Genomic DNA, 24,316 nt, shown 5'->3' with positions numbered 1-24,316 from the left:
TTCTACTGCGCCTCCGACTTAATCTGTTCCACGGCCTGGTTGAATCCACCGCTGGTCAGCGAGGAACCGGCAACCTTCGAGACGTTGAGCTCGTCGATGTTCTTGCCCACCACCTGATCGGCGATCCCGCCGGCGAACTCACCCTGGAACTTGCGGGTGTTGGGATTCGAGGGATGCTGGGTGATGTCCACAGCGGTAACCGTGCCCCCGGCAAGGGTGAGTTCGACCCCAACTGTCTCGGTGCCGTTCGGGGAGACGTAGTTTCCGTCGGCGCTGTACGTGCCGTCTTTGTACGTGGAGCCGCTGGTGCCCGGAGATGAGGCTCCTGCCGACGGCGTGGCGGCGGAAGTTTCCGAAGCGTTGCCCGCGGGGGCGGGGGGCGTGCTCTCAGTGGCGGACGGCGCGCAACCGGCCACAGTTCCGGCGAGGGAAAGGCCGGCGATTCCAGCGAAAACACTCTTGCGGACTGACGGTCTCATAGGAAGGCTCTCATTTCGGCTAAGTGTTTGGGACGGTGCTTACGGTGGTGTCAACGTTGAACCCAGCGTATTGGTTCAACTTGTAGCTGCCTTGTGGATTTCCTGTGGAACAGCTGTGGCGCCGGAAAAAGTCCCAATTCTTTTGCTGTCACTGGCCCCCGGTAGGCTAGAGGGGTGACTCCCGAAGAACTCTCCCTCGCCATATCCGCCTGCCTGAAAGACGCCGTCGACGCCGGTGAGATTGCCCTTTCGTCATCAGCAGTGCCAGACGAGGTACGAGTGGAGCGGCCAAAGAACCGGGACCACGGCGACTGGGCCACCAACATCGCCCTTCAGCTTGCCAAGCAGGCCGGCACCAACCCCCGCGAATTCGCGACCGTGCTGAGCGCGCGGCTGAAGTCTATCGACGGCGTCTCCGCCGTGGACATCGCGGGGCCCGGGTTCCTGAACATTACCGTGGACGCGGCAACGGCCGGCGCCCTGGCCAAGGTGATCGTCGAAGCCGGACAGCAGTACGGAACCAACAACGCGCTCGCCGGCCACACAGTCAATATGGAATTCGTCTCGGCCAACCCCACCGGACCCCTTCACATTGGGCACACCCGGTGGGCCGCCCTGGGCGATTCCATCGCCCGCGTGCTGCGCGCCTCCGGTGCCGACGTCACCGCTGAGTACTACATCAACGACGCCGGCTCGCAGATGAATGTCTTCGCCAACTCGGTGTACTCCCGGCTGCACGGCCTGCCCGTTCCTGACGGCGGCTACCCGGGACAGTACATCGCAGACCTGGGCCACGAGGTCCTCACCGAGCACCCTGACATCCGCGAACTGACCGAAGTTGCTGCCCTTCCGGTCATCCGCGCAGCCGCCTACAAGGCGCAGATGAAGGACATCAAGGCCACCCTCGCGGACTTTGGTGTTGAGTTCGACGTGTTCTTTTCAGAACAGGAACTGCACGACGCCGGCGCGATTGAGAGTGCCGTTGCCCGCCTTCGCGAGCAGGGCCACGTGTTCGACGACGGCGGTGCGGTCTGGCTGCGCACCACCGACTTTGGCGACGACAAGGACCGGGTGATGATCCGCGCCAACGGCGAGCCCACCTACTTCGCTGCGGATGCCGCCTACTATCTCTCAAAGAAGGACCGCGGCTTCACGGAAAAGATCTACCTGCTCGGCGCGGACCACCACGGCTACATCAACCGGCTCAAGGCCATCGCCGCTTGTGCGGGGGATGACCCCGAGGTGAACATCGAGGTGCTGATTGGCCAGCTGGTATCAGTGAACGGCGCCAAGCTGTCCAAGCGCGCAGGCAACATTATCGAGCTGAAGGACCTGATCGACTGGCTCGGCAAGGATGCAGTCCGCTACTCCCTCGCCCGGTTCCCGGCAGATTCCCCCCTGACCCTGGACCCGGAGCTGCTGAAGAAGCACAGCAACGAGAATCCGGTGTTCTACGTGCAGTACGCCCACGCCCGGTCCCGCGGTGCGGCCCGTAATGCCGTCGACGCCGGCGTGGAGCGCCGCGTAAACGGCAAAGACAGCTTCGACGCCTCGCTCCTGGACCACGCCACGGAGAACGAACTTCTCTCGTACCTGGGCAGCTACCCGTCGATCGTTGCGAAGGCCGCGGAACTGCGGGAACCGCACCGGGTGGCTCGGCACCTCGAAACCATCGCCGGCGCCTACCACCGCTGGTACGACGCCTGCCGCATCGCACCCATGGGTGACGAGGCGGTGACCGATGTCAACCGCACCCGACTCTGGCTCAACGACGCCACGAGCCAGGTGCTGGCCAACGGCCTTGACCTGCTCGGCGTTTCCGCGCCGGAACGGATGTGATTGGCATGAACGACGCGCACAAGAGCGCAGCCTCTGCGCTTGCCCCCGAATGGCTCTCGGTTCCGGAGGACCTGAACACACTGATCCCCTCAATGTGGGCAGAGGACGTTTCCCGGACCGGCGCGGGCCAGGTGACCATCGACGGCATTCCGGTCGCCGAGCTGAAGGAACAGTTCGGCACGCCCCTGTTCGTGATGAGCGAGGCGGACTTCCGCTCCCGTGCGCGGGGGTTCAAGGATGCGTTCGACGACGCGTTCGCGGACATCTGCGGGGGAGTGGACGTCTACTACGCCGGTAAATCATTCCTCTGCACGGCAGTGGCAACCTGGGTGGCTGAGGAAGGCCTCCGGCTCGACACCTGCTCCGGCGGCGAACTCGCCATAGCTGCCCGGGCGGGCATTGCCGGCGCCCACCTGGGCCTGCACGGCAACAACAAGTCGGACGCCGAAATCCGCCGTGCCCTCGACATGCAGGTGGGCCGCATCGTGGTGGACAGCCTCGACGAGCTGGACCGCGTCGCCAAAATTGCCTCCGGACGGGGCGAAACCGCAAAGGTCATGCTCCGGCTGACGCCGGGCGTCCACGCGCACACCCACGAATTCATCGCCACCGCGCACGAGGACCAGAAGTTCGGGCTCTCCATGGCCGGGGACACCACGGATGAAGCAGGCCTTTCAGCTGCTGAAGAGGCAGTTGCCGCTGCCACGGCCTACCACAGCATCGAGCTGCTCGGGCTGCACTGCCACATTGGCTCGCAGATCTTCGAACCGGACGGCTTCGCGCTGGCCGCGGAAAAGCTCCTGACCTTCCTTGACGCCATGCAGCGCAAATACTCCATCGTCCTTCCGGAGCTGGACCTCGGCGGGGGCTACGGCATTGCCTACACCCCTGTGGACACCCCGCGCCCGCCGGCCGAGATCGCCCAGGCGATGGCCGCCGTCGTCCGCTCCACCTGCGCAAAGCTCGGCATCGACTCGCCCCGCATCTCCATCGAGCCGGGGCGCGCCATCGTAGGCAGCACCACCTTCACGCTGTACGAGGTGGGGACGCTCAAGACCGTTCGTGTCGACGTGCCGGCCTCGGCCGAAGCCGGTGACGCCGGTGACAACGTTACGTATCCGCGCCGCTATGTGTCGGTGGACGGCGGCATGAGCGACAACGCCCGCCCGGTGCTCTACGACGCGGATTATTCGGCTGTCGTAGCTTCCCGGACGTCTGCCGCCGCACCGCAGCTGTCCCGCGTGGTGGGCAAACATTGCGAGAGCGGCGACATAGTTGTTAGAGATGTATATCTGCCCGAGGACGTGGCAGCCGGTGATCTGCTTGCTGTACCGGGGACCGGCGCCTACTGCTGGGCCCTGTCAAGCAACTACAACTATCTGGCCCGGCCGGGCGTTGTCGCGGTGCGCGACGGATCTGCTCGGCTGATTGTCCGCGGGGAAACCGAAGAAGATCTGCTGAACCGCGACATGGGAGTCTGAATGACTGAATTGCGAACCCTGAAAGTGGCCCTGCTGGGCTGTGGCAACGTTGGGGCCCAGGTTGCGCGGATTCTCATTGAGGACGCCGACACCCTTGCCGCGCGGACGGGCGCGAAGCTGGAGCTGAGCGGCATCGCCGTGCGCAACGTCCACACAAAGCGCGATGTGGACCTTCCGCAGGAACTTTTCACCACCGACGCCGACACCCTCGTCAAGGACGCGGACCTCGTGATCGAGCTGATGGGCGGCATTGAACCTGCCCGCACACTGATCCTGTCCGCCCTTCGCAATGGCGCCTGCGTTGTTACTGGGAACAAGGCGCTCCTGGCACAGGACGGCCCTATCCTTCATGAAGAGGCTGACAAGGCGGGCGTGCAGCTCTCCTATGAGGCCGCGGTCGCCGGAGCCATCCCCATCCTGCGCCCCATCCGCGACAGCCTCGCGGGTGATCGCATCACCCGCGTCCTGGGCATTGTCAACGGCACCACCAATTTCATCCTTGACCAAATGGACACCACCGGTGCCCAGTTTGCCGACGCCCTCGCCGAAGCACAGCGCCTCGGTTACGCGGAGGCCGATCCCACCGCCGACGTCGAAGGCCACGATGCTGCCGCGAAAGCCGCCATCCTCGCCTCGCTGTCGTTCCACACCCGGTTCGCCCTAGAGAACGTCCACTGCGAAGGGATCAGCTCCGTCACCGCGGCGGACATTGCTGCCGCCAAGGACGCCGGCTTCGTCATCAAGCTGCTGGCCATTGCGGAAAAGCTTCCCGCCACAGGCACGGAAACAGACGGCGGCGGCGTCTCCGTCCGCGTGCACCCCACGCTGCTTCCCCGCGAGCACCCGCTGGCTGCCGTTCATGGCGCCTTCAACGCCGTGTTCATCGAAGCGGAGAATGCCGGCGAGCTGATGTTCTACGGCCAGGGAGCCGGCGGTACCCCCACCGCCTCCGCCGTCCTGGGTGATCTGGTGTCCGCCGCGCGCAGCCTGGTCCTCGGCGGCCCCGGCCGAACGGAAACCACCACCGGACACGTTCCGGCGCTGCCGATCGACGCTGCCGTCACCAGTTACTACATCGGGCTGGACGTCGCTGACCAGCCCGGCGTCCTGGCCAGGATCGCCCAGCTCTTTGCCGAGCACGGCGTCTCCATCGAAATCATGCGGCAGACCATCCACCGCGACGCTGAGTCCAACGTGGAGTCCGCCGAACTGCGGATTGTCACCCACCGCGCGTCAGAGGCTGCCCTTGCAGCCACCGTCGAGGCCGTGAAGGGCCTGGACGTCATCAATTCAGTTACATCCGTTCTGCGGGTAGAAGGAGTCTAAGTGGCTCACCAATGGCGCGGCGTTATCCGCGAATACGCTGACCGTCTGCCCGTGACGGAATCCACCAGGGTGATCACCCTGGGCGAGGGCGGCACCCCGCTGGTGCACGCGCAGAAGCTCTCGGAGCTCACCGGCTCCCAGGTGTACCTCAAGGTGGAGGGCATGAACCCCACCGGCTCGTTCAAGGACCGCGGCATGACCATGGCCATGACGGCCGCCGTCGCATCCGGAGCCCAAGCCGTGGTGTGCGCCTCCACCGGCAACACGTCCGCTTCTGCCGCTGCCTACGCCACGGCCGCAGGCCTGAAGTGTGCGGTGCTGGTGCCCGAGGGCAAGATCTCCATGGGCAAGCTCAGCCAGGCCATCGCCCACGGTGCAACCCTGCTCCAGGTGGACGGCAACTTCGACAACTGCCTGGATATTGCACGGAAGTTGGGGGAGTCCTACCCGGTCTTCCTGGTCAATTCAGTCAACCCTGCCCGTATCCAGGGACAGAAGACCGGTGCGTTCGAGATCGTTGACGCACTGGGCGACGCTCCGGACATCCACGTCCTGCCGGTTGGCAACGCCGGAAACATCACGGCCTACTGGAAGGGCTACAAGGAGTACTCCGCTCCGTTCGAGTCCGCAACGGCCGGCACGCTTCCCGCTGTGTCCACCAAAACGCCTGCCATGTGGGGTTTTCAGGCAGCGGGGGCAGCACCCTTCGTTGCGGGCCACCCCATCACCGAGCCTGACACCATCGCCACGGCCATTCGGATCGGCAACCCTGCATCCTGGGACGGCGCCATTGGCGCCCGCGACGAATCCGGCGGGCTCATCGACGCCGTCACCGACGAGGAAATCCTCAACGCGCACCGCTGGCTGTCCTCGCGCGAAGGTGTCTTTGTTGAACCCGGTTCCGCCGCCGGTGTGGCTGGCCTGCTGAAGAAGCATGCCGCAGGCGAGGTTCCTTCCGGGAAGACGATCGTCATCACCGTCACCGGCCACGGCCTCAAGGACCCCCAGTGGGCCCTGCGTACCGAGGACGGCAGCGACGTGCAGCCGGTCAAGGTTTCCAATGACGTGGTTACCGTTGCTGCTGAACTGGGACTGGAAGAAAAATAACCTTGGACACCACCTCGCAGACCGCCGTCGGACTGCAGCTTATTGAGCCCGGACAACGGGTCACTGTCCGGGTTCCCGGCACCACAGCCAACCTTGGTCCCGGTTACGACAGCCTGGGCCTGGCTCTGGCGCTGCATGACACGCTGACGGTGGAGAGCCTTGAATCCGAGGAGCTCCTGTTCGATCTCCGCGGCGAAGGCGCGGACACCCTTCCGCGGGACGCCAGCCACCTGGTCATCCGCGCCATGGAAGCGGCTTTCGAACGGCTGGGCTTCCGGCACGGCGGCCTGAAGGTGACGGCGGACAACGTCAATCCCCACGGACGAGGGCTGGGCTCGTCCGCATCGGCCGTGGTGGCAGCCGTTTCCGCGGCGAACGCGCTGGTGCCTGAGGCAAGCCGCCGCGGGAAGGACTGGATCCTTCAGCTCACCAGCGAGCTGGAAGGGCACCCGGACAACGTGGCACCGGCCATTTTCGGCGGTCTGGCGCTCTCCTGGCAGGACAGTGACCAGTACAGCAGCACCAGTGCGACGGTATCCGAAACGGTGGTTCCGGTGGTGGCCGTTCCCGATTTCGAGCTGTCGACAGAAGCCGCGCGGGCGTTGCTGCCGGCCTCGGTGGGGCACCACGCCGCTGCAATGAATGCCGGACGGGCGGCCCTCTTGATCCACGCATTGACCAGCAAGCCCCAATTCCTGCTGGCCGGTACCGAGGACTACCTCCACCAGAGCTACCGTGCAGAGGCCATGCGTCCAAGCGCTGCATTGATTTCAGCGCTTCGTACGGCCGGGCATGCAGCAGTGGTGTCCGGCGCCGGGCCCACCGTGCTGGTTCTGGCAGATGGACAAGCTCAAGCGGCCGCCGTCGTTGGTTTTATCGAGGAGTTCACTGCAGCAAACACGCCGGACATCGGGTGGCGTGTTCTGAAGCTGGCAGTGGACGTTGAAGGTGCTAAGGTGGAGTTGCACCGGCGGTAATTCCGCCTATCTGATCTGCTATTGCACTTAGTTGCCGCTTGGTCTCTTACTGCGCAATGTATTCCGGTGCCACCTGCTTGGTCTGTCGCAGGAATCTGCAGCACTTAAACTGCCCCTGAAGCGTCAGTCCGGCGTTCCACCATCGCGGAGCGCAAGGTGAATTAGTATCCGGCCCTGCTGGCCGATATCCAACCGGCAAGGCCGAACAATCCGGCTGCAGATCTGAACTGCAGCCCAGATCAAATCATCGCGTCCAGCTCCCAGTCTGGACGCCGTCGAGGGGGAAGGATCCTTCGTGACCGAAACCACTGAGCTGTCGCCAGCTGTGGAACTATCATCTTCTGCTGCCGAATCACCGGCCGCACCCGCCAAGAGCAGCGGCCTTGCCGGCCTCAAGCTCGCCCAGCTGCAGGCCCTTGCCAGCCAGCTCGGCATTTCTGGCGGTTCCCGGATGCGTAAGGGGGACCTGGTGTCAGCCATTTCCGCCCACCGTGCCGGTACACCCATGACCAAGGCTCCGGCCAAGGCAGCTGAAAAGGCCGTGGGGAACGTGTCCGCGCCGCCAGTTGTTCCGGCGGTGTCCGCTCCGACTGCTGACGCAACCGACGCTCCCGCAGAAGGAACGCGGGCCCGTGGCCGTGGCCGCAGCCGCCGTGCCGTCAGCGACGGAGTGGTAGCACCCGCAGCCGCCGAGCAGGCTGCTGCGGAAACCAGCACCGCCGCTCCGGTTGAGGCTCCGGCCGCCGCCGAGGCCCCCGAAGCGGCCGAAGGCGCAGCTGAGCGTCGCCAGCCGCGCACCCGTAACCGCCGCCGCGGCGAAGCAGCCGCAACCGCGCCGCAGGGCGCAGAAGGTGTGGAGGCCCCGGCAGAACAGGCCGACGGCGAGCAGCGCGCCGCAGCGCAAGCCGCCGCAGAACCGCAGACGGAAGAACGCACCGAGCGTACGGATGCTGAAGCCGGCGAAGCCGCGCAGCGCACCGACCGCCGCGAAGGGGGACGCACCCGCGGCCGTGATAACGCAGCACGCGAGAACGCCGACAGCGGCCGTGACAACGCAGGTAGCCGTGAGGCCGGCCAGCGTGAAGGCGCGCGCCGTGATGACAACCGCGACAGCGACGACGCCGATGGCGGCAGCCGCCGCAACCGGCGCAACCGCCGCGACCGCAACGACCGGAATGACCGGAATGACCGCTCAGGCGGCCAGGACCGTGACAGCAGCTCACGCAACGACCGCTTCCGCGACCGCAATGACCGCCGTCGCGGACGCGCCCAGGGACCGGACGTCGACGACGTCGAGGTAACTGAGGACGACGTCCTGCTGCCCGTTGCCGGCATCCTGGACGTCCTGGAGAACTACGCGTTCATCCGCACCTCCGGCTACCTCCCCGGCCCGAACGACGTTTATGTCTCCCTCGCCCAGGTCAAGAAGTACAACCTCCGCAAGGGCGACGCAGTGGTTGGCGCCATCCGCGCTCCGCGTGACGGCGAAGACCGCAGCCAGCAGTCGGCCCGCCAGAAGTTCAACGCCTTGGTCCGCGTCACCTCCGTCAACGGCAAGACCTCCGAGGAACTCAAGGACCGTGTTGAGTTTGCCAAGCTGGTGCCGCTGTACCCGTCGGAGCGCCTGCGCCTCGAGACAGACCCCAAGAAGATCGGCCCCCGCGTCATAGACCTGGTTGCCCCGATCGGCAAGGGCCAGCGCGGCCTGATCGTCTCCCCGCCGAAGGCCGGCAAGACGCTCATCCTGCAGTCCATCGCCAACGCGATCACCACCAACAACCCTGAGGTCCACCTCATGATGGTGCTGGTTGACGAACGCCCCGAAGAAGTGACGGACATGCAGCGCACGGTCAAGGGTGAGGTTATCGCCTCCACCTTCGACCGTCCCGCCGACGACCACACCACCGTGGCCGAGCTCTCCATCGAACGCGCCAAGCGCCTCGTGGAAATGGGCATGGACGTGGTGGTCCTGCTGGACTCCATGACCCGCCTGGGCCGCGCCTACAACCTGGCAGCGCCGGCCTCCGGCCGCATCCTGTCCGGTGGTGTGGATTCCGCAGCACTGTACCCGCCCAAGCGCTTCTTCGGTGCAGCCCGCAACATCGAAAACGGCGGCTCGCTCACCATCCTGGCCACCGCCCTCGTGGAGACCGGTTCCAAGATGGACGAAGTCATCTTCGAAGAGTTCAAGGGCACCGGCAACATGGAGCTACGCCTGTCCCGCCAGCTGGCAGACAAGCGCATCTTCCCGGCCGTGGACGTCAACGCGTCCGGTACCCGCCGGGAGGAGAACCTGCTCTCGCCCGAGGAAGTCAAGATCATGTGGAAGTTGCGCCGCGTCCTCTCCGGACTCGAGACCCAGCAAAGCCTTGAACTCCTGACCAACAAGATCCGGGAAACCCAAAGCAACGTCGAGTTCCTCATGCAGGTTCAAAAGACGACGCTTGGTGCGAAGTCGGACAACGACAAGTAGCTGAGTTCGGGGCGGGGTGTCGGAAGGTTCGTGCGGCTGGGTGCCGCGCGGATGTTCCGCCCCCGCCCCTTCGCGTGGCGGCTCAGTCCTGACGGACGTGAGCCGCCACGCTCCGGCAGGCCCGATGCCACTCCCGGGGCGGAAAATCCGCGCGGCTTGCGTCGTTGCGTCACCGTCCTGCTTCTCGCCCAGCTTGTGGCATTACTAGACTTGTACAAGTCGAAAGAGGTTTATAGATGTTTGAGTCCGTACAGGGCCTGCTTGATGAGCATGATGCTATCCAGGCGCAGCTGGGGGATCCTGCTGTTTATGCTGATCAGAGGCTCGCCCGGAAGCTTGGGCGACGTTCGGCTCAGCTCAATGGCATTGTTGAGGCCTATCACAAGTGGGAAGGCATCCGCGATGACTTGGCCGCTGCCAAGGAGATGGCTGACGAGGATCCTGAATTTGCGGCTGAGGTGCCTGAACTGGAAGAGGCGCTCGAGGTTGCTGCGGCGAAACTGCGCCGCCTGCTCATTCCCCGCGATCCTGACGACGCCCGCAACGTTATCCTTGAGGTCAAGGGCGGCGAAGGCGGTGACGAGGCTGCCCTGTTCGCTGCCGACCTCCTGCGGATGTACACCCGCTATGCGGAGTCGCGCGGCTGGAAGACCGAAATTATTTCTGCCACGGAATCAGACCTTGGCGGCTACAAGGACGTGCAGGTTGCCGTGAAGGGCAGTTCCAACGATCCGGCTGAGGGCGTTTTCGCGCGGCTCAAGTTTGAAGGCGGCGTCCACCGGGTGCAGCGCGTTCCCGTGACGGAGTCTCAGGGCCGCATCCATACGTCTGCTGCCGGCGTGCTGGTCCTGCCCGAAGTGGATGAGCCTGAAGAGCTTGAGATCAACCAGAACGACCTCAAGATCGACGTCTACCGTTCGTCCGGTCCCGGCGGCCAGTCCGTGAATACAACTGATTCTGCCGTGCGCATCACCCACCTTCCCACCGGCATCGTGGTGGCCATGCAGAACGAGAAATCGCAGCTGCAGAACCGCGAAGCAGGCATGCGCGTGCTCCGGGCACGCATCCTGGCGCACCAGCAGGAGCAGATCGACGCCGAAAACTCCGCCCAGCGGAAGTCGCAGATCCGCACCATGGACCGCTCCGAGCGCATCCGCACCTACAACTACCCCGAAAACCGGATCGCGGACCACCGCACCGGCTACAAGGCATACAACCTGGACCAGGTGATGAACGGTGATCTGGAGCCGGTTATCCAGTCCGCAATCGAGATGGACGAACAGGCCCGCCTGGACGCCATCGGCGACTAGCCGTTCCGCCGTATGACACTCGGGCCAGGCCAGTCGCTCGCGGATGCCGTCAGCGCGGCAACGGACATCCTGCGTGATGCCGGCGTACCCAGTCCGCGGGTGGACGCCGAGCTGCTCGCCGACCATCTGCTGAACGTTGGGCTGGGCCGACTGCGGGCCATGATGCTGGGGGACGCTCCTGCCCCGGAGGGCTATGCGGCCCTGGTCGCAGAGCGGGCCAGCCGGATTCCGCTGCAGCATATCACCGGAGTGGCGCATTTTCGGTACCTGGAGCTGGCCGTGGGCCCCGGCGTTTTCGTGCCCCGCCCCGAGACCGAATCCGTGGCGCAGCTGGTGATCGACCACGTCAAGGACATGCCGAACCCGCGGATCGTTGACCTCGGGACCGGTTCGGGCGCCATCGCGGGCTCCATCGCCCACGAAGTGCCAGGCGCCGAGGTGCATGCCGTCGAGTTCAGTCCGTTCGCGCACGCCTGGGCGGCAAAAAACCTGGCCCCGTTGGGCGTCCATCTCATCCTCGGGGACCTGCGCGACGCGCTGCCGGAACTCAACGGGACCTTCGACGTCGTGGTTTCCAACCCGCCCTACATCCCGGCAGAGGCCGTTCCCATTGAGCCGGAAGTCGCCCTGCATGATCCCCCCGAAGCGCTGTACGGCGGGGGAGCGGACGGCATGGAACTTCCGACGGCGGCAGCAGCCTCGGCTGCCCGCCTGCTTCGGCCCGGAGGCTACTTCGTGATGGAACATGCAGAAGTCCAGGCAGGCTGGATCTCGGCCATGCTGGCAAGGACCGGGAACTGGACCACTATCAGGACGCATCTGGACCTCAACAGCAAGGAGCGCGCCACCAGCGCCCTGCTCGCGGATCCGGACCCAGGGAATGAAAGAATAGGCGAGTGACCACAACCTATAACTGCACCAGCGACGACGAGCGCGCCCAGGGCCTTGAACACGCGCAACGGGCCATCAGCGAAAAGAAGTGCGTGGTATTTCCCACGGATACCGTCTACGGCATTGCCGCCGACGCCTTCTCGCCGCAGGCCGTCACCATGCTGCTGGTGTCAAAGGGACGCAGCCGCACTATGCCGCCGCCCGTGCTGATTCCACGCGTCAACGCCCTCGACGGACTCGCCACCGACGTATCTGCAGACGCACGAAAGCTTGCCGAGGCGTTCTGGCCGGGTGGCCTGACCCTCATCCTGCACGCCCAGCCGTCCCTGGACTGGGACCTTGGCGAGACCAAGGGCACGGTGGCGCTGCGGATGCCCGACGACGAAATCGCCCAGGAACTACTTACACTCACCGGCCCGCTGGCTGTTTCATCCGCCAACCGTACCGGCCATGCTCCTGGACAGACAGCGGCCGCCGCGCGCGAGCAGCTGGCGGACTCCGTGGAGGTCTACCTCGAAGGCGGCTTCCGGCCGCTCGAAGGTGAGGCAGCAGTACCTTCCACCATCGTTGACGCCACCGGCCCCCGCCTGCGTGTGGTCCGTAACGGCGCAGTGAGCCTCGACCAGCTCCGCGAACATGTGCCGGGTGTCCTGGGACTCGGCGAGATTCCCATGGCGGACGAGGAACCGGTGGAAGCAGCCCCAGTGGCAGATGCACCGGTTGAATCAGCACCGGTTGAAGCAGCCCCGGTGGCAGATGCACCCTCGGGTTCATCGGTGGTAAGGCCCGAAGCCCGGGGAGCAGCTGAAGTCCCCGCCGCCCCGGCACCAGACCGGGACTCCCGGCCTTGATGACGCTGGACCGCCAGCGGATTCCCGTCCTGGAGGTTGACGCCACACCGCTGCGGGTTCCTGAACTCGTGGAGGAACTCAACCAATTCGTTCAGGAAGGGTCAACGCGGACGATCCTGGGCCACAACCTGCACAGCGTCACGCTGACCCTTTCGGATGAGGGCTTCAGCAAGTTATACCAGCGGAGCGATGTGGTCTTGCTGGACGGTGCCCCCGTGCTCTGGTTGTGGGGGAGGACCGGCAAGGCCGAAGGCCCGGTGATGGACTACCGGCTGGGCTCCACTGACTGGCTGCCCGCCCTGGACCAGGTGCAGGGACTCGAGCGGATCGCGGTGCTGGGTGCCGGAGCCGAGGCTAACGCCGGAGCCGTCCGGAAACTCCAATCCATCGTTCCTGGTGCCCGTGTCTCAGGCTTCCCGGGCGAGGGCTGGAATGGGGAGCTCGAAGACAAGGCAGTGGCATGGCTTCACCTGCAGCAGCCGCAGCTGGTTCTCCTTGGGCTGGGCATGCCGCTGCAGGAAAAGGTCCTGGAGCGGCGCCTGGGCGACATGCCGCCGGCCATCTACTGCGCGGTGGGTGGAGCTATCGAGCAGTTGGCCGGCTTCCAGAAGCTCGCACCGCGTTGGCTGGGCCGAATGGGACTTGAGTGGGCCTGGCGCCTGCTGCTTCATCCACGGCGGGTTGCCTACCGGGTGCTCGGCGAGCCCTGGGTCCTGCTGTGGCTCCTGGCAGGCCGCGGGTTGAAGCGGCGGATGCTCAAGCGCCAAAGGTAGAAGCGCCGGAACAGGGAGCTGCAGCCTAGAACTTCTGGTCCTCCAGCGGCGCGAAGCCTTTGCCACGGAGGCCGGTGGTGAAGGACCTGGCCCAGCCCAGGAATCCAGGAAGGTCCCGACGCTGTGCGAAATAGCCCAGGTAGCCGCCGACGTCGGCCACGAAGGACCGGACGCGGAAATAGCGGCGGATCAGGTAGCCGCGGTTCCGGTAGTAGTAGTACCTCTTGAAGGCGGACTCCGGAACAATGACGTGCCAGCGGGCCCCGAATACGTGCTGCGTCTCGGTAAATGCGTGTGGATGCGTGATTGCGGTTGTGGTCACCGTGCCGAAGCGGACGCCTGCCTTGCGGAGTCGGATGGTGAAATCCACCTCATCGCCGCGAATGAACAGGCGCATGTCCGGCAGGCCCACCTTGAAGAAGACGTCAGAACGGATCAGGGCGCCGTTGAAAAAGTGTCCGTCGTTCGGAAGGAAGCCGATCTTCTCCACCTCGGCACGGCTGTGCGTGACTTTGCCGTCCAGGCGGAAGAAGAAGGAAAGCCGGTCCGGCTGGCCGGGCGCTGTCACCAAGGGAACCACCGCCTCCAGGTCGCGCGCCTCAGCCTCCCGGAGCAGCGTGGCGAGGCATTCCGGATCGGCCGGTTCGGCGTCGTCGTCCATCATCCAGATCCATCTGGCGCCGCTGGCGACCGCCTTGAGCGCGGCCAGGGAGAAGCCGCCCGCGCCGCCGAGGTTTGCTTCGGAACGGACGTAGTCAACGTTCGGGTGCTTCGCGGCCACGTCCAGTGCCGGCGTTTTGCCACTGTCAACCAGGCAGATCGTGTCCACCGGTGCCGTCTGGTTGTTGATCGAATCCAGCAGGACAGCAAGTTCTTTCGGCCGGTCGAATGTCACGGCGGCAACTGCTACGCGGGGGGTCATGGGGGTCCTTTCAGCATGGCTGACAGGGATTTCCCCGCTCGCAATGCGCCAGTGTGGCGCGAAGCCATGGTGCTGTTGGCGCTAGTATCTTTGACTAGAGTCCACTGTAATACAGCCCTGTAAGGCACCGCGTACAAGAAAAAACGCACTGCCTGCTGCGCGCTCGGCGACGGAGAAGTTTCATTTATCGAAGAACAGATTCCCGGCCAGTGAGCCCACCGACCTCGGACCATCCACCAATACGGTTGTCCGGCTTAAGTAACACCTTTGAATCGGCCATCGCCCCATGATCATGTACCTGCTGATGGGGCTGACCGCTGCCGTGGTGTCCTATTTTGCCACCTGGGGTGCCCGGATCGTCGGCCACCGGCTGGAGCTGCACCTGCCCATCCGCAGCCGCGACATGCATTCCATTCCCGTGTCCCGGCTGGGCGGCGTGGCCATCTTCCTTGGAATCCTGGTGGCGCTCATCGTGGCCAGCCAGTCCTTCTTTGTTAAGGACATCTACCGGAACAACTTCTCGCCCTGGGGCGTGCTCGCCGGTGCAGCCGTCATCGTCCTGGTGGGCGTCGCGGATGACCTGCTGGACATCCGCTGGTGGGTGAAGCTGATTGGCCAAAGCGCCGCCGGCCTCACAGTGGCCATCTGGGGAGTCCAGATGACCATTGTCCCGTGGGTTCCTGAGCCCATCTACCTGGAAAACGAGACCCTCCGGGTAGTGCTGACCGCCGGTCTGATCGTGACCACCATGAATGCCTTCAACTTCATTGATGGCCTGGACGGGCTGGCGGCCGGAGTGGCGGTCATCGGCGGTACGGCCTTCTTCTTCACGGCGTATTGGGTCCACCGCAACGCGGTGCTGCTGGACTACTCGGATCTCGCCACCTTGATTACCGCTGTCCTGGTGGGCAGCTGCCTGGGCTTCCTGCCCCACAACTGGTTTCCGTCCAAGATCTTTATGGGTGACTCCGGGGCAATGCTGATCGGCCTGCTCATGGCCTCAGCCGGTGTGGTGTCCACAGGTCAAATCACCTCGGGCCTCTACGACCGGGCCAACGGTATCTCCACGGTGATACCCATCCTGCTTCCGTTCGCCGTCCTCTTCCTGCCGCTACTGGACCTTGGCTTAGCGGTGGTCCGGCGCACTGCCCGGGGCCGTTCGCCCTGGTCCGCAGACCGGGGCCACCTGCACCACAAGCTGCTGGACATCGGCTACTCGCACCGCACCGCTGTCATCCTGATGTACCTCTGGACCGGCATCCTGTCCTTCGGGGGACTGGCCTTCGCGATCTTCCCCTGGCAAATCGTGCTGTCCGTGGACATCTTCGCCACGCTGGTGATGGGCCTCATCACCGCCTGGCCGTACCTGGCCCGGCGGGGCGAGGAAACCCGGGCGTAACCCCTGTGCAGAAATATTTCTATCTCATGTAGAATTTAGGGGCAGCCAAAGCTGCCCCTCCAACCTGCCTCCTGGCTAACTGCCTTTTGGTGCCGACGATTGGGATCGAATGACCTCCAACGCCGAGTCCGGACCCGCGTCCGGCAGCTCACCCGTTGGTGCTTCTGGACCCACCAAATCACTCTGGCTCCACCTCTTGCGGGTCAGTGCCTTTGCCGGCGCGGCAGCGTTGGTTGTCTGCTCCGTGATCGCCCTTCCGCTTAACGGCGCTAATGGGGCTCTGTCCAGCGCCTTCGGGGGAGTGCTGGTGATGCTGTTCTTTGGCATCAGCCTCCTGGTAGGCCACTACGTAGGCCGGAACAATCCGTCCGGTGCAATCGGCGTGTTCGTCGCCACCTATTTCATCAAGGTCGTGGGTTTCGCGGCGGTCCTGTTTGTCATAGGCACCCCGGAGTGGCTGCACGAACGCTGGTTCCTGATCGGCGCGGTCAGCGCTGTTGTCCTGTGGCAGGCTGCTGAAATCTACGGTTTCAGCAAAGCCCGCCTCCAGATCTACAACGATCCAGAAACCAAGGAAACCCGCGATGCGTGATCCAGACAAGCCAAGCAAAGGCACCAACGGAACGGGCCAATCATCCGGCTCTGCCCCCGGTGTATCACGCGACGGAACCAGCGGCGGATACAACGCCGGCATGGCCGTATTCAGCTACATCATTGGCGGAATCATCGTCTGGAGTTTGATAGGGTGGGGACTGGATTACGTGTGGGGAACGCGCTGGATCGTGCTCGCAGGCGCTCTGCTTGGAGCCGTCGGAGGTTTCTACCTTTCCCACATGCATGGCCTTACCAGTTCTCGCAAAAATGCTGGGGAGCGCCATGCTGCCAGCGGGCCGTCCCAGGACGGCGACACTAATGCCAAATAATTTCACAGGGGGAACAGCAGGCCGTCAGGCTGCCGGTCCCCGCCCAACGCCCAATGATGGACACTGCAGAGAGGAAACGCGTTGATCGCGCTTGCGCTCCCGGCCCAAGATTCAGGAGAGTTTACTCCTCCTGGAATTAACGAAATGCATTTGCCGGCAATCCTGCCGTGGGGTGCCGCAGAAGGATTCTCCAAGCAGATGCTGCTGGTCCTCCTCTCTGTTGTCTTTATCGCCGTCTTCTTCGTGCTCGCCGCACGCAAGCAGCAGCTGGTACCCGGCAAGCTCCAGTTCGCCGGCGAAGCCGCCTACGGCTTCGTCCGCAACGGAATCGCCAAGGACATCATCGGCGGCAGGGACTTCATCAAGTACGTCCCGCTGTTGTTCAGCCTCTTCTTCTTCATCCTGGTGAACAACATCTACGGCGCCATCCCGTTCTTCCAGCTCCCCACGTTCTCGCACGTCGGCGGCGCGTATGTGCTGGCGGGCATCGTCTACTTCACTTGGATCGCCATCGGCGTCAAGAAGAACGGACTCCGTTACTTCAAGCTGGCCACCGTGCCCTCCGGTGTCCCCTGGTACATCCTCCCGATCGTTATCCCGATCGAGATCATTTCCAACTTCATCGTCCGTCCGGTCACGCACAGCCTCCGTCTGTTCGCGACCATGCTCGCAGGACACCTCATCGTGATGATCGCCGGCTATGGCATCGAGTTCCTTATCATGCAGGAGAACATCCTGCTCAAGGGAACCTCGCTCCTGGTCCTGGCAGGCGCCATCGCCATGTACATGCTTGAAGCCCTGATCATGGTCCTGCAGGCCTACGTCTTTACCCTGCTGACTGCGATCTACATCGAAGGCGCAATCCACGCCGACAGCCACTAGGCACCCTTAAGCTTCCCCTCGCGGGGATGATAGCAACCCAAACAACCTGCCACATGGGTGGCATCTTGAAAGGAAGAAAAATGGAAGGCACCATTAACGGCTCCCTCAACCTCATCGGCTATGGCCTCTCGGCCATCGGCGGTGGTATCGGTGTGGGTCTCGTGTTCGCTGCTTACATCAACGGCGTTGCCCGCCAGCCGGAAGCACAGCGCGTGCTGCAGCCGATCGCATTCCTCGGCCTTGCGCTGACCGAAGCCCTCGCCATCCTGGGTCTCGTCTTCGCCTTCGTTCTTAGCTAGTCCTTCGGAACTTAGCGAACATTCAGAACCGAGTAGATAAGGACGGGTGAAATATGAATCAGCTGATCATCTCAGCCGCCACTGAGGGCGAAGTCAACCCCCTGGTTCCCAATGTCTGGGAAATGGGCGTTGTCCTCGTGGGCTTTGCCATCCTCATGTTCATCGTGGTCAAGTTCGTTGTCCCGATGTTCGAAAAGACCTTCGCCGAGCGTGCCGAGGCTATCGAAGGCGGCATTGCAAAGGCTGAAAAGGCCCAGGCTGAGGCGTCTGCTGCACTCGAAGAGTACAAGCAGCAGCTGACCGACGCCCGCGCCGAAGCCAACCGCATCCGTGAGGAAGCCCGCGCCGAAGGTGCCCAGATCCTCGCGGATCTTAAGGAAAAGGCAGCTGCAGAGTCTGCCCGCATCACGGCCCAGGCCCATGCCCAGATCGAATCCGAGCGCCAGGCGGCCGTTGTGTCGCTGCGTTCGGAGGTCGGCACCCTGGCCACCACCCTCGCCGGCCGCATCGTCGGGGAATCATTGAACGATGACGAGCGTGCAGCACGGGTAGTGGACCGCTTCCTGGCAGATCTGGAGACCCAGAACGCAGGTGCAGCTAAGTAATGGCAGGCGTATCGAGCGAATCGCTGGCAACAGGGCTGGCCGAGCTGGAAGCGAAGCTTCCGACGGCGTCACTGCAGCTGGCAAAGGAACTCTTCGGAATTCTGGGAATGGTGGACAGCTCGGCTGGCTTGCGCCGCGCCCTGACTGACCCGTCCCGCAACGGTGACGAAAAGTCGGCGCTGGTCAGGCAGCTGGTAGGCGGAAAAGTCTCCGCTGATGCTGCAGAGATCGCGGGCGGACTGGCCAGCTCACGCTGGGCAACCGCACGGGATATCGGCGATGCACTCGAGACTCTTGCCGCAACGGTGGTCATTTCCGTTGCTGAAAACAAGTCGGCCGTTTCTGCCTCCGGAATCTCTGGCCTGGAGGAGCTGGAGAACGATCTGTTCTCCTTCAACCAGGCCGTTGCCTCCAACCACGAGGTACAACGTGCTCTGTCCGAACCACAGGCCAGCGCTGCAGCCAAGGCAACCCTGGCCGAGAGGCTGGTGCCCGGCGTGAGCGAGGAAGCAAAGGTCCTCATCACGCAGGCGGTCACCCAGCCCCGCGGCATCAAGCCCACCCGGCTGGTGGAACGGTTCGCCGAACTGGCGGCCAAGCGGCAGCAGCGCTGGATTGCAACGGTCAGCGTGACCCGTCCCCTGACACCCACGCAGCTTGCACGCCTCCAGGCGGGCCTGAATGCAATGTACGGGCGGGAACTGAAGGTCAACGTCAATGTTGACCCGGCACTCATTGGCGGCATCCGCGTCCAGGTTGGTGACGAAGTGCTTGACGCTTCGGTCATCACCCGCCTGGGCGAGCTGCAGCGCCAGCTGGCCGGCTAGCCGGACAAGCACAACAAAACTGATAGAAACCCCGGTCATCGCAACGGTGATCACAAAACAGGAGAGCAGGGACTGCAGATGGCCGAATTGACCATCAACGCCGACGACGTCCGTAATGCGCTGAACGAGTTCGCGGCGTCCTACGAACCCGGAAACGCAGAACGCGTAGAGGTCGGCCGCGTAACCACCGCTAGTGACGGCATCGCCCGTGTTGAGGGCCTTCCCTCGGTCATGGCGAACGAGCTGCTGCGTTTCGAGGACGGCACCCTGGGCCTGGCCCAGAACCTCGACGTCCGCGAAATCGGCGTCATCATCCTCGGCGACTTCACCGGCATCGAAGAAGGCCAGGAAGTCCACCGCACCGGACAGGTTCTGTCCGTTCCCGTGGGCGACGCCTTCCTCGGCCGCGTTGTTGACCCGCTGGGCGTGCCCATCGACGACCTCGGCGAGATCAAGGCCGAGACCACCCGCGCACTGGAGCTCCAGGCTCCCGGCGTGACCCAGCGCAAGTCGGTGCACGAGCCGATGCAGACCGGACTCAAGGCTATCGACGCCATGATCCCGATCGGCCGCGGCCAGCGCCAGCTCATCATTGGCGACCGCCAGACCGGCAAGTCCGCCATTGCGATCGACACCATCATCAACCAGAAGGCCAACTGGGCTTCGGGCGATGTGACCAAGCAGGTCCGCTGCATCTACGTGGCGATCGGCCAGAAGGCGTCAACCATTGCCGCCATCCGCCAGACCCTCGAGGACAACGGCGCACTGGAGTACACCACCATCGTGGCGTCTCCCGCTTCCGACCCCGCAGGCTTCAAGTACTTGGCACCGTACGCCGGCTCGGCCATTGGCCAGCACTGGATGTACGGGGGCAAGCACGTCCTCATCGTGTTTGATGACCTGTCCAAGCAGGCTGAGGCCTACCGTGCAGTGTCGCTGCTGCTCCGCCGTCCGCCGGGACGCGAAGCCTACCCGGGCGACGTGTTCTACTTGCACTCCCGCCTGCTGGAGCGTTGTGCAAAGCTCTCCGACGAGCTGGGCGCAGGTTCCATGACCGGCCTGCCGCTGATCGAGACCAAGGCCAACGACGTGTCGGCCTACATCCCGACCAACGTGATCTCCATCACCGATGGCCAGATCTTCCTCCAGTCGGACCTCTTCAACGCCAACCAGCGCCCCGCTGTTGACGTTGGTGTGTCGGTGTCCCGCGTGGGCGGCGCCGCCCAGGTGAAGTCCATGAAGAAGGTCTCCGGTACCTTGAAGCTGGACCTCGCCCAGTACCGCGACATGCAGGCATTCGCCATGTTCGCCTCGGACCTGGACGCCGCTTCCCGCCAGCAGCTGACCCGCGGCGCACGCCTGATGGAACTGCTCAAGCAGGGCCAGTACTCCCCGTTCCCGGTGGAGAACCAGGTTGTGTCCATCTGGGCAGGCACCAACGGCTACCTCGACGACGTGCCGGTTGAGGATATCAGCCGCTTCGAGTCGGAGTTCCTGGAGCACCTCACGCACAAGTCCTCGATCCTCACCACGCTGGCGCAGACCAACGTACTGGACGATGACACCGCAGCAGCGCTGAAGTCCGCCATCGTGGACTTCAAAAAGGGCTTCTTCGGTGAGGGTGACAACCACTTGGTAGGCGCCGGCCACGAGGAGCACAGCGCTATCTCCGAGGGCGACGTCGACCAGGAAAAAATCGTTAAGCAGAAGCGCTAGTTCCACTGACCGGGTGTGCCGGGCCCACAGGGTCCGGCACACCCGGTCTACGGAATGTTAGGAAAGGATAAGTATGGGAGCCCAGATTCGGGTCTACCGCCAGAAGATCAGCTCGACCACGTCGATGCGCAAGATCTTCAAGGCGATGGAACTGATCGCTACCTCGCGCATCGGCAAGGCCCGTGCGCGCGTAGCAGCTTCACTGCCTTACGCGAACGCGATCACGCGCGCCGTTTCTGCTGTCGCCAGCCAAAGCGAAATCGACCACCCGCTGACCACTGAGCCGGAGCAGATCCGCCGCGCCGCCGTCCTGGTAATCACCTCGGACCGTGGCCTGGCCGGATCCTACTCGGCAAGCGTGCTCAAGCAGGTGGAGGGTCTCAACGAGCTGCTCCACGCTGAAGGCAAGGAAGTCAAGACGTACCTCGTCGGACGCAAGGCGCAGGCCTACTTCGAGTTCCGGAACCGTGAGTATTCACGGGTCTGGACTGGTGGGACCGACGCACCCGAGTTCACAACCGCGCGCGAGGTCGGCGAAGCACTGCTGGCCGATTTCGCAACCGACTTTGAAGAGGGCGGCGTGGACGAAATCCACGTGGTGTACACCCGCTTCAAGTCCATGGTCACCCAGGAGCCCACGGTCATCCGCTTGCTTCCGCTGGAAGTAGTGGAAGAGCAGGCTGCTTCTGAGTCGGACCTGTTGCCGCTGTACGAGTTCGAGCCGGAAACTGAGCGGGTACTTGACGCTCTGCTGCCGCGCTACATCGAGTCACGCATCTTCGCGGCCATGCTGCAGGCAGCGGCTTCCGAGCTTGCTGCGCGCCAGCGTGCCATGAAGTCCGCAGGCGACAATGCCACGGACCTCATCAAGAAGTACACGCGTCTGCGCAACACGGCCCGCCAGGCTGAAATTACGCAGGAGCTTTCCGAGATTGTTGCCGGCGCCGACGCCCTTGCGTCGTAGCCTGCACCGCCTTCGGATTCCGCTGGACCTGCACCACCACAGATAAACTTAAACCCACGCCATCTACTGAGTGAAGTGAGAGAGATGACTGCCACTGCTACCGAACACGTAGCCGCAACGTCCGGTGCTACCGGCCGCATTGCGCGCGTAATCGGCCCGGTTGTCGACGTCGAATTCCCGGCTGACGCAATTCCGTCCATCTACAACGCCCTGACTACCGAGATCACCCTCAACGGAGTCACCAAGACCATCACGTTCGAGACCTCCCAGCACCTGGGCGACAACCTCGTGCGCGCCATCTCCCTCCAGGCTACCGACGGACTTGTCCGCGGAACGTCCGTAGTGGACAGCGGTGCCCCCATTTCCGTACCCGTTGGCGACGGCGTCAAGGGCCACATCTTCAACGTCCTGGGCCAGCCCCTGGACGTTACCGAGGCCGAGCTGCAGATCAGCGAACGCTGGCCTATCCACCGCAAGGCCCCGAGCTTCGCGTCCCTTGAAGGCTCCACCGAGATGCTGGAAACCGGCATCAAGGTCATCGACCTCCTCACCCCGTACATCAAGGGTGGAAAGATCGGCCTGTTCGGCGGCGCCGGCGTGGGCAAGACCGTTCTGATCCAGGAAATGATCACCCGTGTTGCCCGCAACTTCGGTGGCACTTCCGTGTTCGCCGGTGTGGGCGAGCGTACCCGTGAAGGTAACGACCTCTGGGTTGAAATGGAAGAGGCAGGCGTCCTCAAGGACACCGCCCTTGTGTTCGGCCAGATGGACGAGCCGCCGGGAACGCGCCTGCGCGTGGCGCTGTCCGCACTGACCATGGCGGAGTACTTCCGCGATGTGCAGAACCAGGACGTGCTGCTCTTCATCGACAACATCTTCCGCTTCACGCAGGCAGGTTCCGAGGTTTCCACCCTCCTCGGTCGCATGCCTTCGGCTGTGGGCTACCAGCCCAACCTTGCTGATGAGATGGGTCTCCTGCAGGAGCGCATTACCTCCACCAAGGGCCACTCCATCACCTCGATGCAGGCCATCTACGTTCCCGCAGATGACTACACCGACCCGGCACCGGCAACCACCTTCGCGCACCTCGACGCGACCACGGAACTGTCCCGTGAAATCGCCTCCCGTGGTCTGTACCCGGCTGTTGACCCGCTGACGTCGACCTCGCGCATCCTGGATCCCCAGTACATCGGCAAGGACCACTACAACACGGCTGTCCGTGTGAAGCAGATCCTGCAGAAGAACAAGGAACTCCAGGACATCATCGCCATCCTCGGTGTTGACGAACTGTCTGAAGAGGACAAGATTGTTGTGTCGCGTGCGCGCCGCATCCAGCAGTTCCTCTCGCAGAACACCTACACCGCCAAGCAGTTCACGGGCGTCGAGGGCTCCACGGTTTCCATCAAGGACACCGTCGAAGGCTTCACCGCCATCTGCGACGGCGACCTTGACCACATCGCGGAGCAGGCGTTCTTCAACGTCGGTGGCCTCGATGACGTTGAGCGCCAGTGGGCCAAGATCCAGGAACAGACCAAGTAATATGGCTGAGCTTGAGGTTGAGATTGTCGCAGCGGACCGGTTCATCTGGTCCGGAGCGGCCAAGATGGTCAAGGCCCGCACCAGTGATGGTGAAATCGGAATCCTGCCCGGCCACTCGCCCCTGCTGGCGATCCTGGCCGAGGGTGAACTGGCCATCCAGCCGGTGTCCGGTGACCGTATTGCCGTAGATGTTGACGGCGGATTCTTCTCCGTCGACAACAACCGCGTGGTTATTGTTGCTGACAACGCCCACCTGGGCGGCTCGGCTACCGCTGGGATCCGCTAGCACCAAGTTGATGGACGCACCGAGTCTTCCGTTCATCGCCATAGCAATCGCTTTTGGATTGCTGATTTTTGCACTGTGCCTTTCGGGGGTGCGCCGCTTCAATCTGCGGCGTGCCCTCGGCACGGTGGACGCCTCCATTTGCATGGCTGGAAACAGCTGGCAGATGGGGGTTTGTCGTTATCAGGACAACGACCTTGAGTGGTTCCGGCTGCTCTCGCTGAGTGTCCGGCCCAAGCACAAGTTCAAGCGGCACTCGCTCGAACTGCTGGGCCGTCGCAAGCCCACCGAAGCCGAGGCAGTTAAGGTGCAGCCCGACGTCGTGATTGTCGAATTGCGGTATGAGGGGCAGGACCTTCGCCTTGCCATGAAATTTGACGCCTACGCCGGCCTCTCGTCCTGGCTTGAGGCCGGGCCGGTCATCGGCGTGGGTACCTGGCGCTAGCCAAC

The 24,316-nt window shown here is 63.7% G+C and carries 24 protein-coding genes; 22 read left to right on the top strand and 2 right to left on the bottom strand.

Going from position 1 to position 24,316, the window contains the following annotated elements; translation table 11 throughout:
- Positions 1-2: 2 nt before the first annotated feature.
- Positions 3-479, bottom strand: coding sequence for an FMN-binding protein (locus AC5RUQ_RS06480; protein ID WP_493946557.1), 477 nt, complete (start codon positions 477-479; stop codon positions 3-5).
- A gap of 174 nt (positions 480-653) precedes the next feature.
- Here AC5RUQ_RS06480 and argS point away from each other — a divergent pair, with 174 nt between their 5' ends.
- The 10 genes from argS to AC5RUQ_RS06430 all read left to right on the top strand — a co-directional run bounded on the left by argS (position 654) and on the right by AC5RUQ_RS06430 (position 13,507).
- Complete coding sequence (argS, locus tag AC5RUQ_RS06475) at positions 654-2,318, top strand: arginine--tRNA ligase (protein WP_493946556.1); 1,665 nt, start codon at positions 654-656, stop codon at positions 2,316-2,318.
- A 5-nt stretch (positions 2,319-2,323) separates the two neighbouring features.
- On the top strand, positions 2,324-3,799 hold the full coding sequence (gene lysA / locus AC5RUQ_RS06470; protein WP_493946555.1) for a diaminopimelate decarboxylase: 1,476 nt from the start codon (positions 2,324-2,326) through the stop codon (positions 3,797-3,799).
- Complete coding sequence (locus tag AC5RUQ_RS06465) at positions 3,800-5,125, top strand: homoserine dehydrogenase (protein WP_493946554.1); 1,326 nt, start codon at positions 3,800-3,802, stop codon at positions 5,123-5,125.
- Complete coding sequence (gene thrC, locus AC5RUQ_RS06460) at positions 5,126-6,232, top strand: threonine synthase (protein WP_493946553.1); 1,107 nt, start codon at positions 5,126-5,128, stop codon at positions 6,230-6,232. It begins immediately after the preceding gene.
- Between the two features lie 2 nt (positions 6,233-6,234).
- The gene (gene thrB / locus AC5RUQ_RS06455) at positions 6,235-7,209 is read left to right on the top strand and encodes a homoserine kinase (protein ID WP_493946552.1); all 975 of its coding nucleotides are present in this window, start codon (positions 6,235-6,237) and stop codon (positions 7,207-7,209) included.
- A 295-nt stretch (positions 7,210-7,504) separates the two neighbouring features.
- Positions 7,505-9,682 carry a transcription termination factor Rho gene (gene rho, locus AC5RUQ_RS06450; protein ID WP_493946551.1) on the top strand — a complete coding sequence of 726 codons (2,178 nt, stop codon included), beginning with the start codon at positions 7,505-7,507 and terminating at the stop codon, positions 9,680-9,682.
- Positions 9,683-9,918: 236 nt separating this feature from the next.
- The gene (gene prfA / locus AC5RUQ_RS06445; protein WP_493946550.1) at positions 9,919-10,992 is read left to right on the top strand and encodes a peptide chain release factor 1; all 1,074 of its coding nucleotides are present in this window, start codon (positions 9,919-9,921) and stop codon (positions 10,990-10,992) included.
- Positions 10,993-11,004: 12 nt separating this feature from the next.
- Positions 11,005-11,892 carry a peptide chain release factor N(5)-glutamine methyltransferase gene (prmC, locus tag AC5RUQ_RS06440; RefSeq protein WP_493946549.1) on the top strand — a complete coding sequence of 296 codons (888 nt, stop codon included), beginning with the start codon at positions 11,005-11,007 and terminating at the stop codon, positions 11,890-11,892.
- Complete coding sequence (locus tag AC5RUQ_RS06435) at positions 11,889-12,734, top strand: L-threonylcarbamoyladenylate synthase (RefSeq protein WP_493946548.1); 846 nt, start codon at positions 11,889-11,891, stop codon at positions 12,732-12,734. The genes prmC and AC5RUQ_RS06435 overlap by 4 nt, the downstream gene beginning before the upstream one ends.
- Positions 12,734-13,507 (top strand): WecB/TagA/CpsF family glycosyltransferase, encoded by a 774-nt coding sequence (locus AC5RUQ_RS06430; RefSeq protein ID WP_493946547.1) that lies wholly within the window; start codon positions 12,734-12,736, stop codon positions 13,505-13,507. The genes AC5RUQ_RS06435 and AC5RUQ_RS06430 overlap by 1 nt, the downstream gene beginning before the upstream one ends.
- A 25-nt stretch (positions 13,508-13,532) precedes the next feature.
- On the opposite strand, the gene AC5RUQ_RS06425 is transcribed toward AC5RUQ_RS06430, so the two are convergent.
- Complete coding sequence (locus AC5RUQ_RS06425) at positions 13,533-14,429, bottom strand: glycosyltransferase (RefSeq protein WP_493946546.1); 897 nt, start codon at positions 14,427-14,429, stop codon at positions 13,533-13,535.
- 286 nt (positions 14,430-14,715) lie between these two features.
- Here AC5RUQ_RS06425 and AC5RUQ_RS06420 point away from each other — a divergent pair, with 286 nt between their 5' ends.
- The 12 genes from AC5RUQ_RS06420 to AC5RUQ_RS06365 all read left to right on the top strand — a co-directional run bounded on the left by AC5RUQ_RS06420 (position 14,716) and on the right by AC5RUQ_RS06365 (position 24,311).
- Entirely contained in the window at positions 14,716-15,828 is a 1,113-nt protein-coding gene (locus AC5RUQ_RS06420; RefSeq protein ID WP_493946545.1) for an MraY family glycosyltransferase, read from the top strand.
- 109 nt (positions 15,829-15,937) lie between these two features.
- Entirely contained in the window at positions 15,938-16,420 is a 483-nt protein-coding gene (locus AC5RUQ_RS06415) for a Cg1360 family ATP-synthase-associated protein (RefSeq protein ID WP_493946544.1), read from the top strand.
- The gene (locus AC5RUQ_RS06410) at positions 16,413-16,751 is read left to right on the top strand and encodes an AtpZ/AtpI family protein (RefSeq protein ID WP_493946542.1); all 339 of its coding nucleotides are present in this window, start codon (positions 16,413-16,415) and stop codon (positions 16,749-16,751) included. The genes AC5RUQ_RS06415 and AC5RUQ_RS06410 overlap by 8 nt, the downstream gene beginning before the upstream one ends.
- A gap of 81 nt (positions 16,752-16,832) precedes the next feature.
- Positions 16,833-17,633, top strand: coding sequence for a F0F1 ATP synthase subunit A (gene atpB, locus AC5RUQ_RS06405; protein WP_493946541.1), 801 nt, complete (start codon positions 16,833-16,835; stop codon positions 17,631-17,633).
- A gap of 80 nt (positions 17,634-17,713) precedes the next feature.
- Positions 17,714-17,932: an ATP synthase F0 subunit C gene (gene atpE / locus AC5RUQ_RS06400; RefSeq protein ID WP_011775261.1), complete on the top strand. Its 219-nt coding sequence runs from the start codon at positions 17,714-17,716 to the stop codon at positions 17,930-17,932.
- Positions 17,933-17,985: 53 nt separating this feature from the next.
- Entirely contained in the window at positions 17,986-18,537 is a 552-nt protein-coding gene (locus AC5RUQ_RS06395) for a F0F1 ATP synthase subunit B (RefSeq protein ID WP_050054630.1), read from the top strand.
- Entirely contained in the window at positions 18,537-19,364 is an 828-nt protein-coding gene (locus AC5RUQ_RS06390) for a F0F1 ATP synthase subunit delta (RefSeq protein WP_493946539.1), read from the top strand. Before AC5RUQ_RS06395 ends, AC5RUQ_RS06390 begins: the two co-directional genes overlap by 1 nt.
- 78 nt (positions 19,365-19,442) lie before the next feature.
- Complete coding sequence (atpA, locus tag AC5RUQ_RS06385) at positions 19,443-21,080, top strand: F0F1 ATP synthase subunit alpha (protein ID WP_163162911.1); 1,638 nt, start codon at positions 19,443-19,445, stop codon at positions 21,078-21,080.
- Between the two features lie 73 nt (positions 21,081-21,153).
- On the top strand, positions 21,154-22,044 hold the full coding sequence (locus AC5RUQ_RS06380) for a F0F1 ATP synthase subunit gamma (protein WP_307094618.1): 891 nt from the start codon (positions 21,154-21,156) through the stop codon (positions 22,042-22,044).
- Positions 22,045-22,128: 84 nt separating this feature from the next.
- Positions 22,129-23,583 (top strand): F0F1 ATP synthase subunit beta, encoded by a 1,455-nt coding sequence (atpD, locus tag AC5RUQ_RS06375; protein ID WP_163162500.1) that lies wholly within the window; start codon positions 22,129-22,131, stop codon positions 23,581-23,583.
- Between the two features lies 1 nt (position 23,584).
- A complete protein-coding gene (locus tag AC5RUQ_RS06370; RefSeq protein ID WP_256248588.1) occupies positions 23,585-23,869 on the top strand; it encodes a F0F1 ATP synthase subunit epsilon in 285 nt (94 codons plus the stop codon).
- A 10-nt stretch (positions 23,870-23,879) separates the two neighbouring features.
- Entirely contained in the window at positions 23,880-24,311 is a 432-nt protein-coding gene (locus AC5RUQ_RS06365; RefSeq protein WP_493946537.1) for a DUF2550 domain-containing protein, read from the top strand.
- The last annotated feature ends 5 nt before the right edge of the window (positions 24,312-24,316 follow it).

Source organism: Arthrobacter sp. MDT2-3, assembly GCF_059090465.1.
Note: the sequence above shows the minus strand (reverse complement) of the source record. Positions and strands in the feature narration are given on the sequence as shown.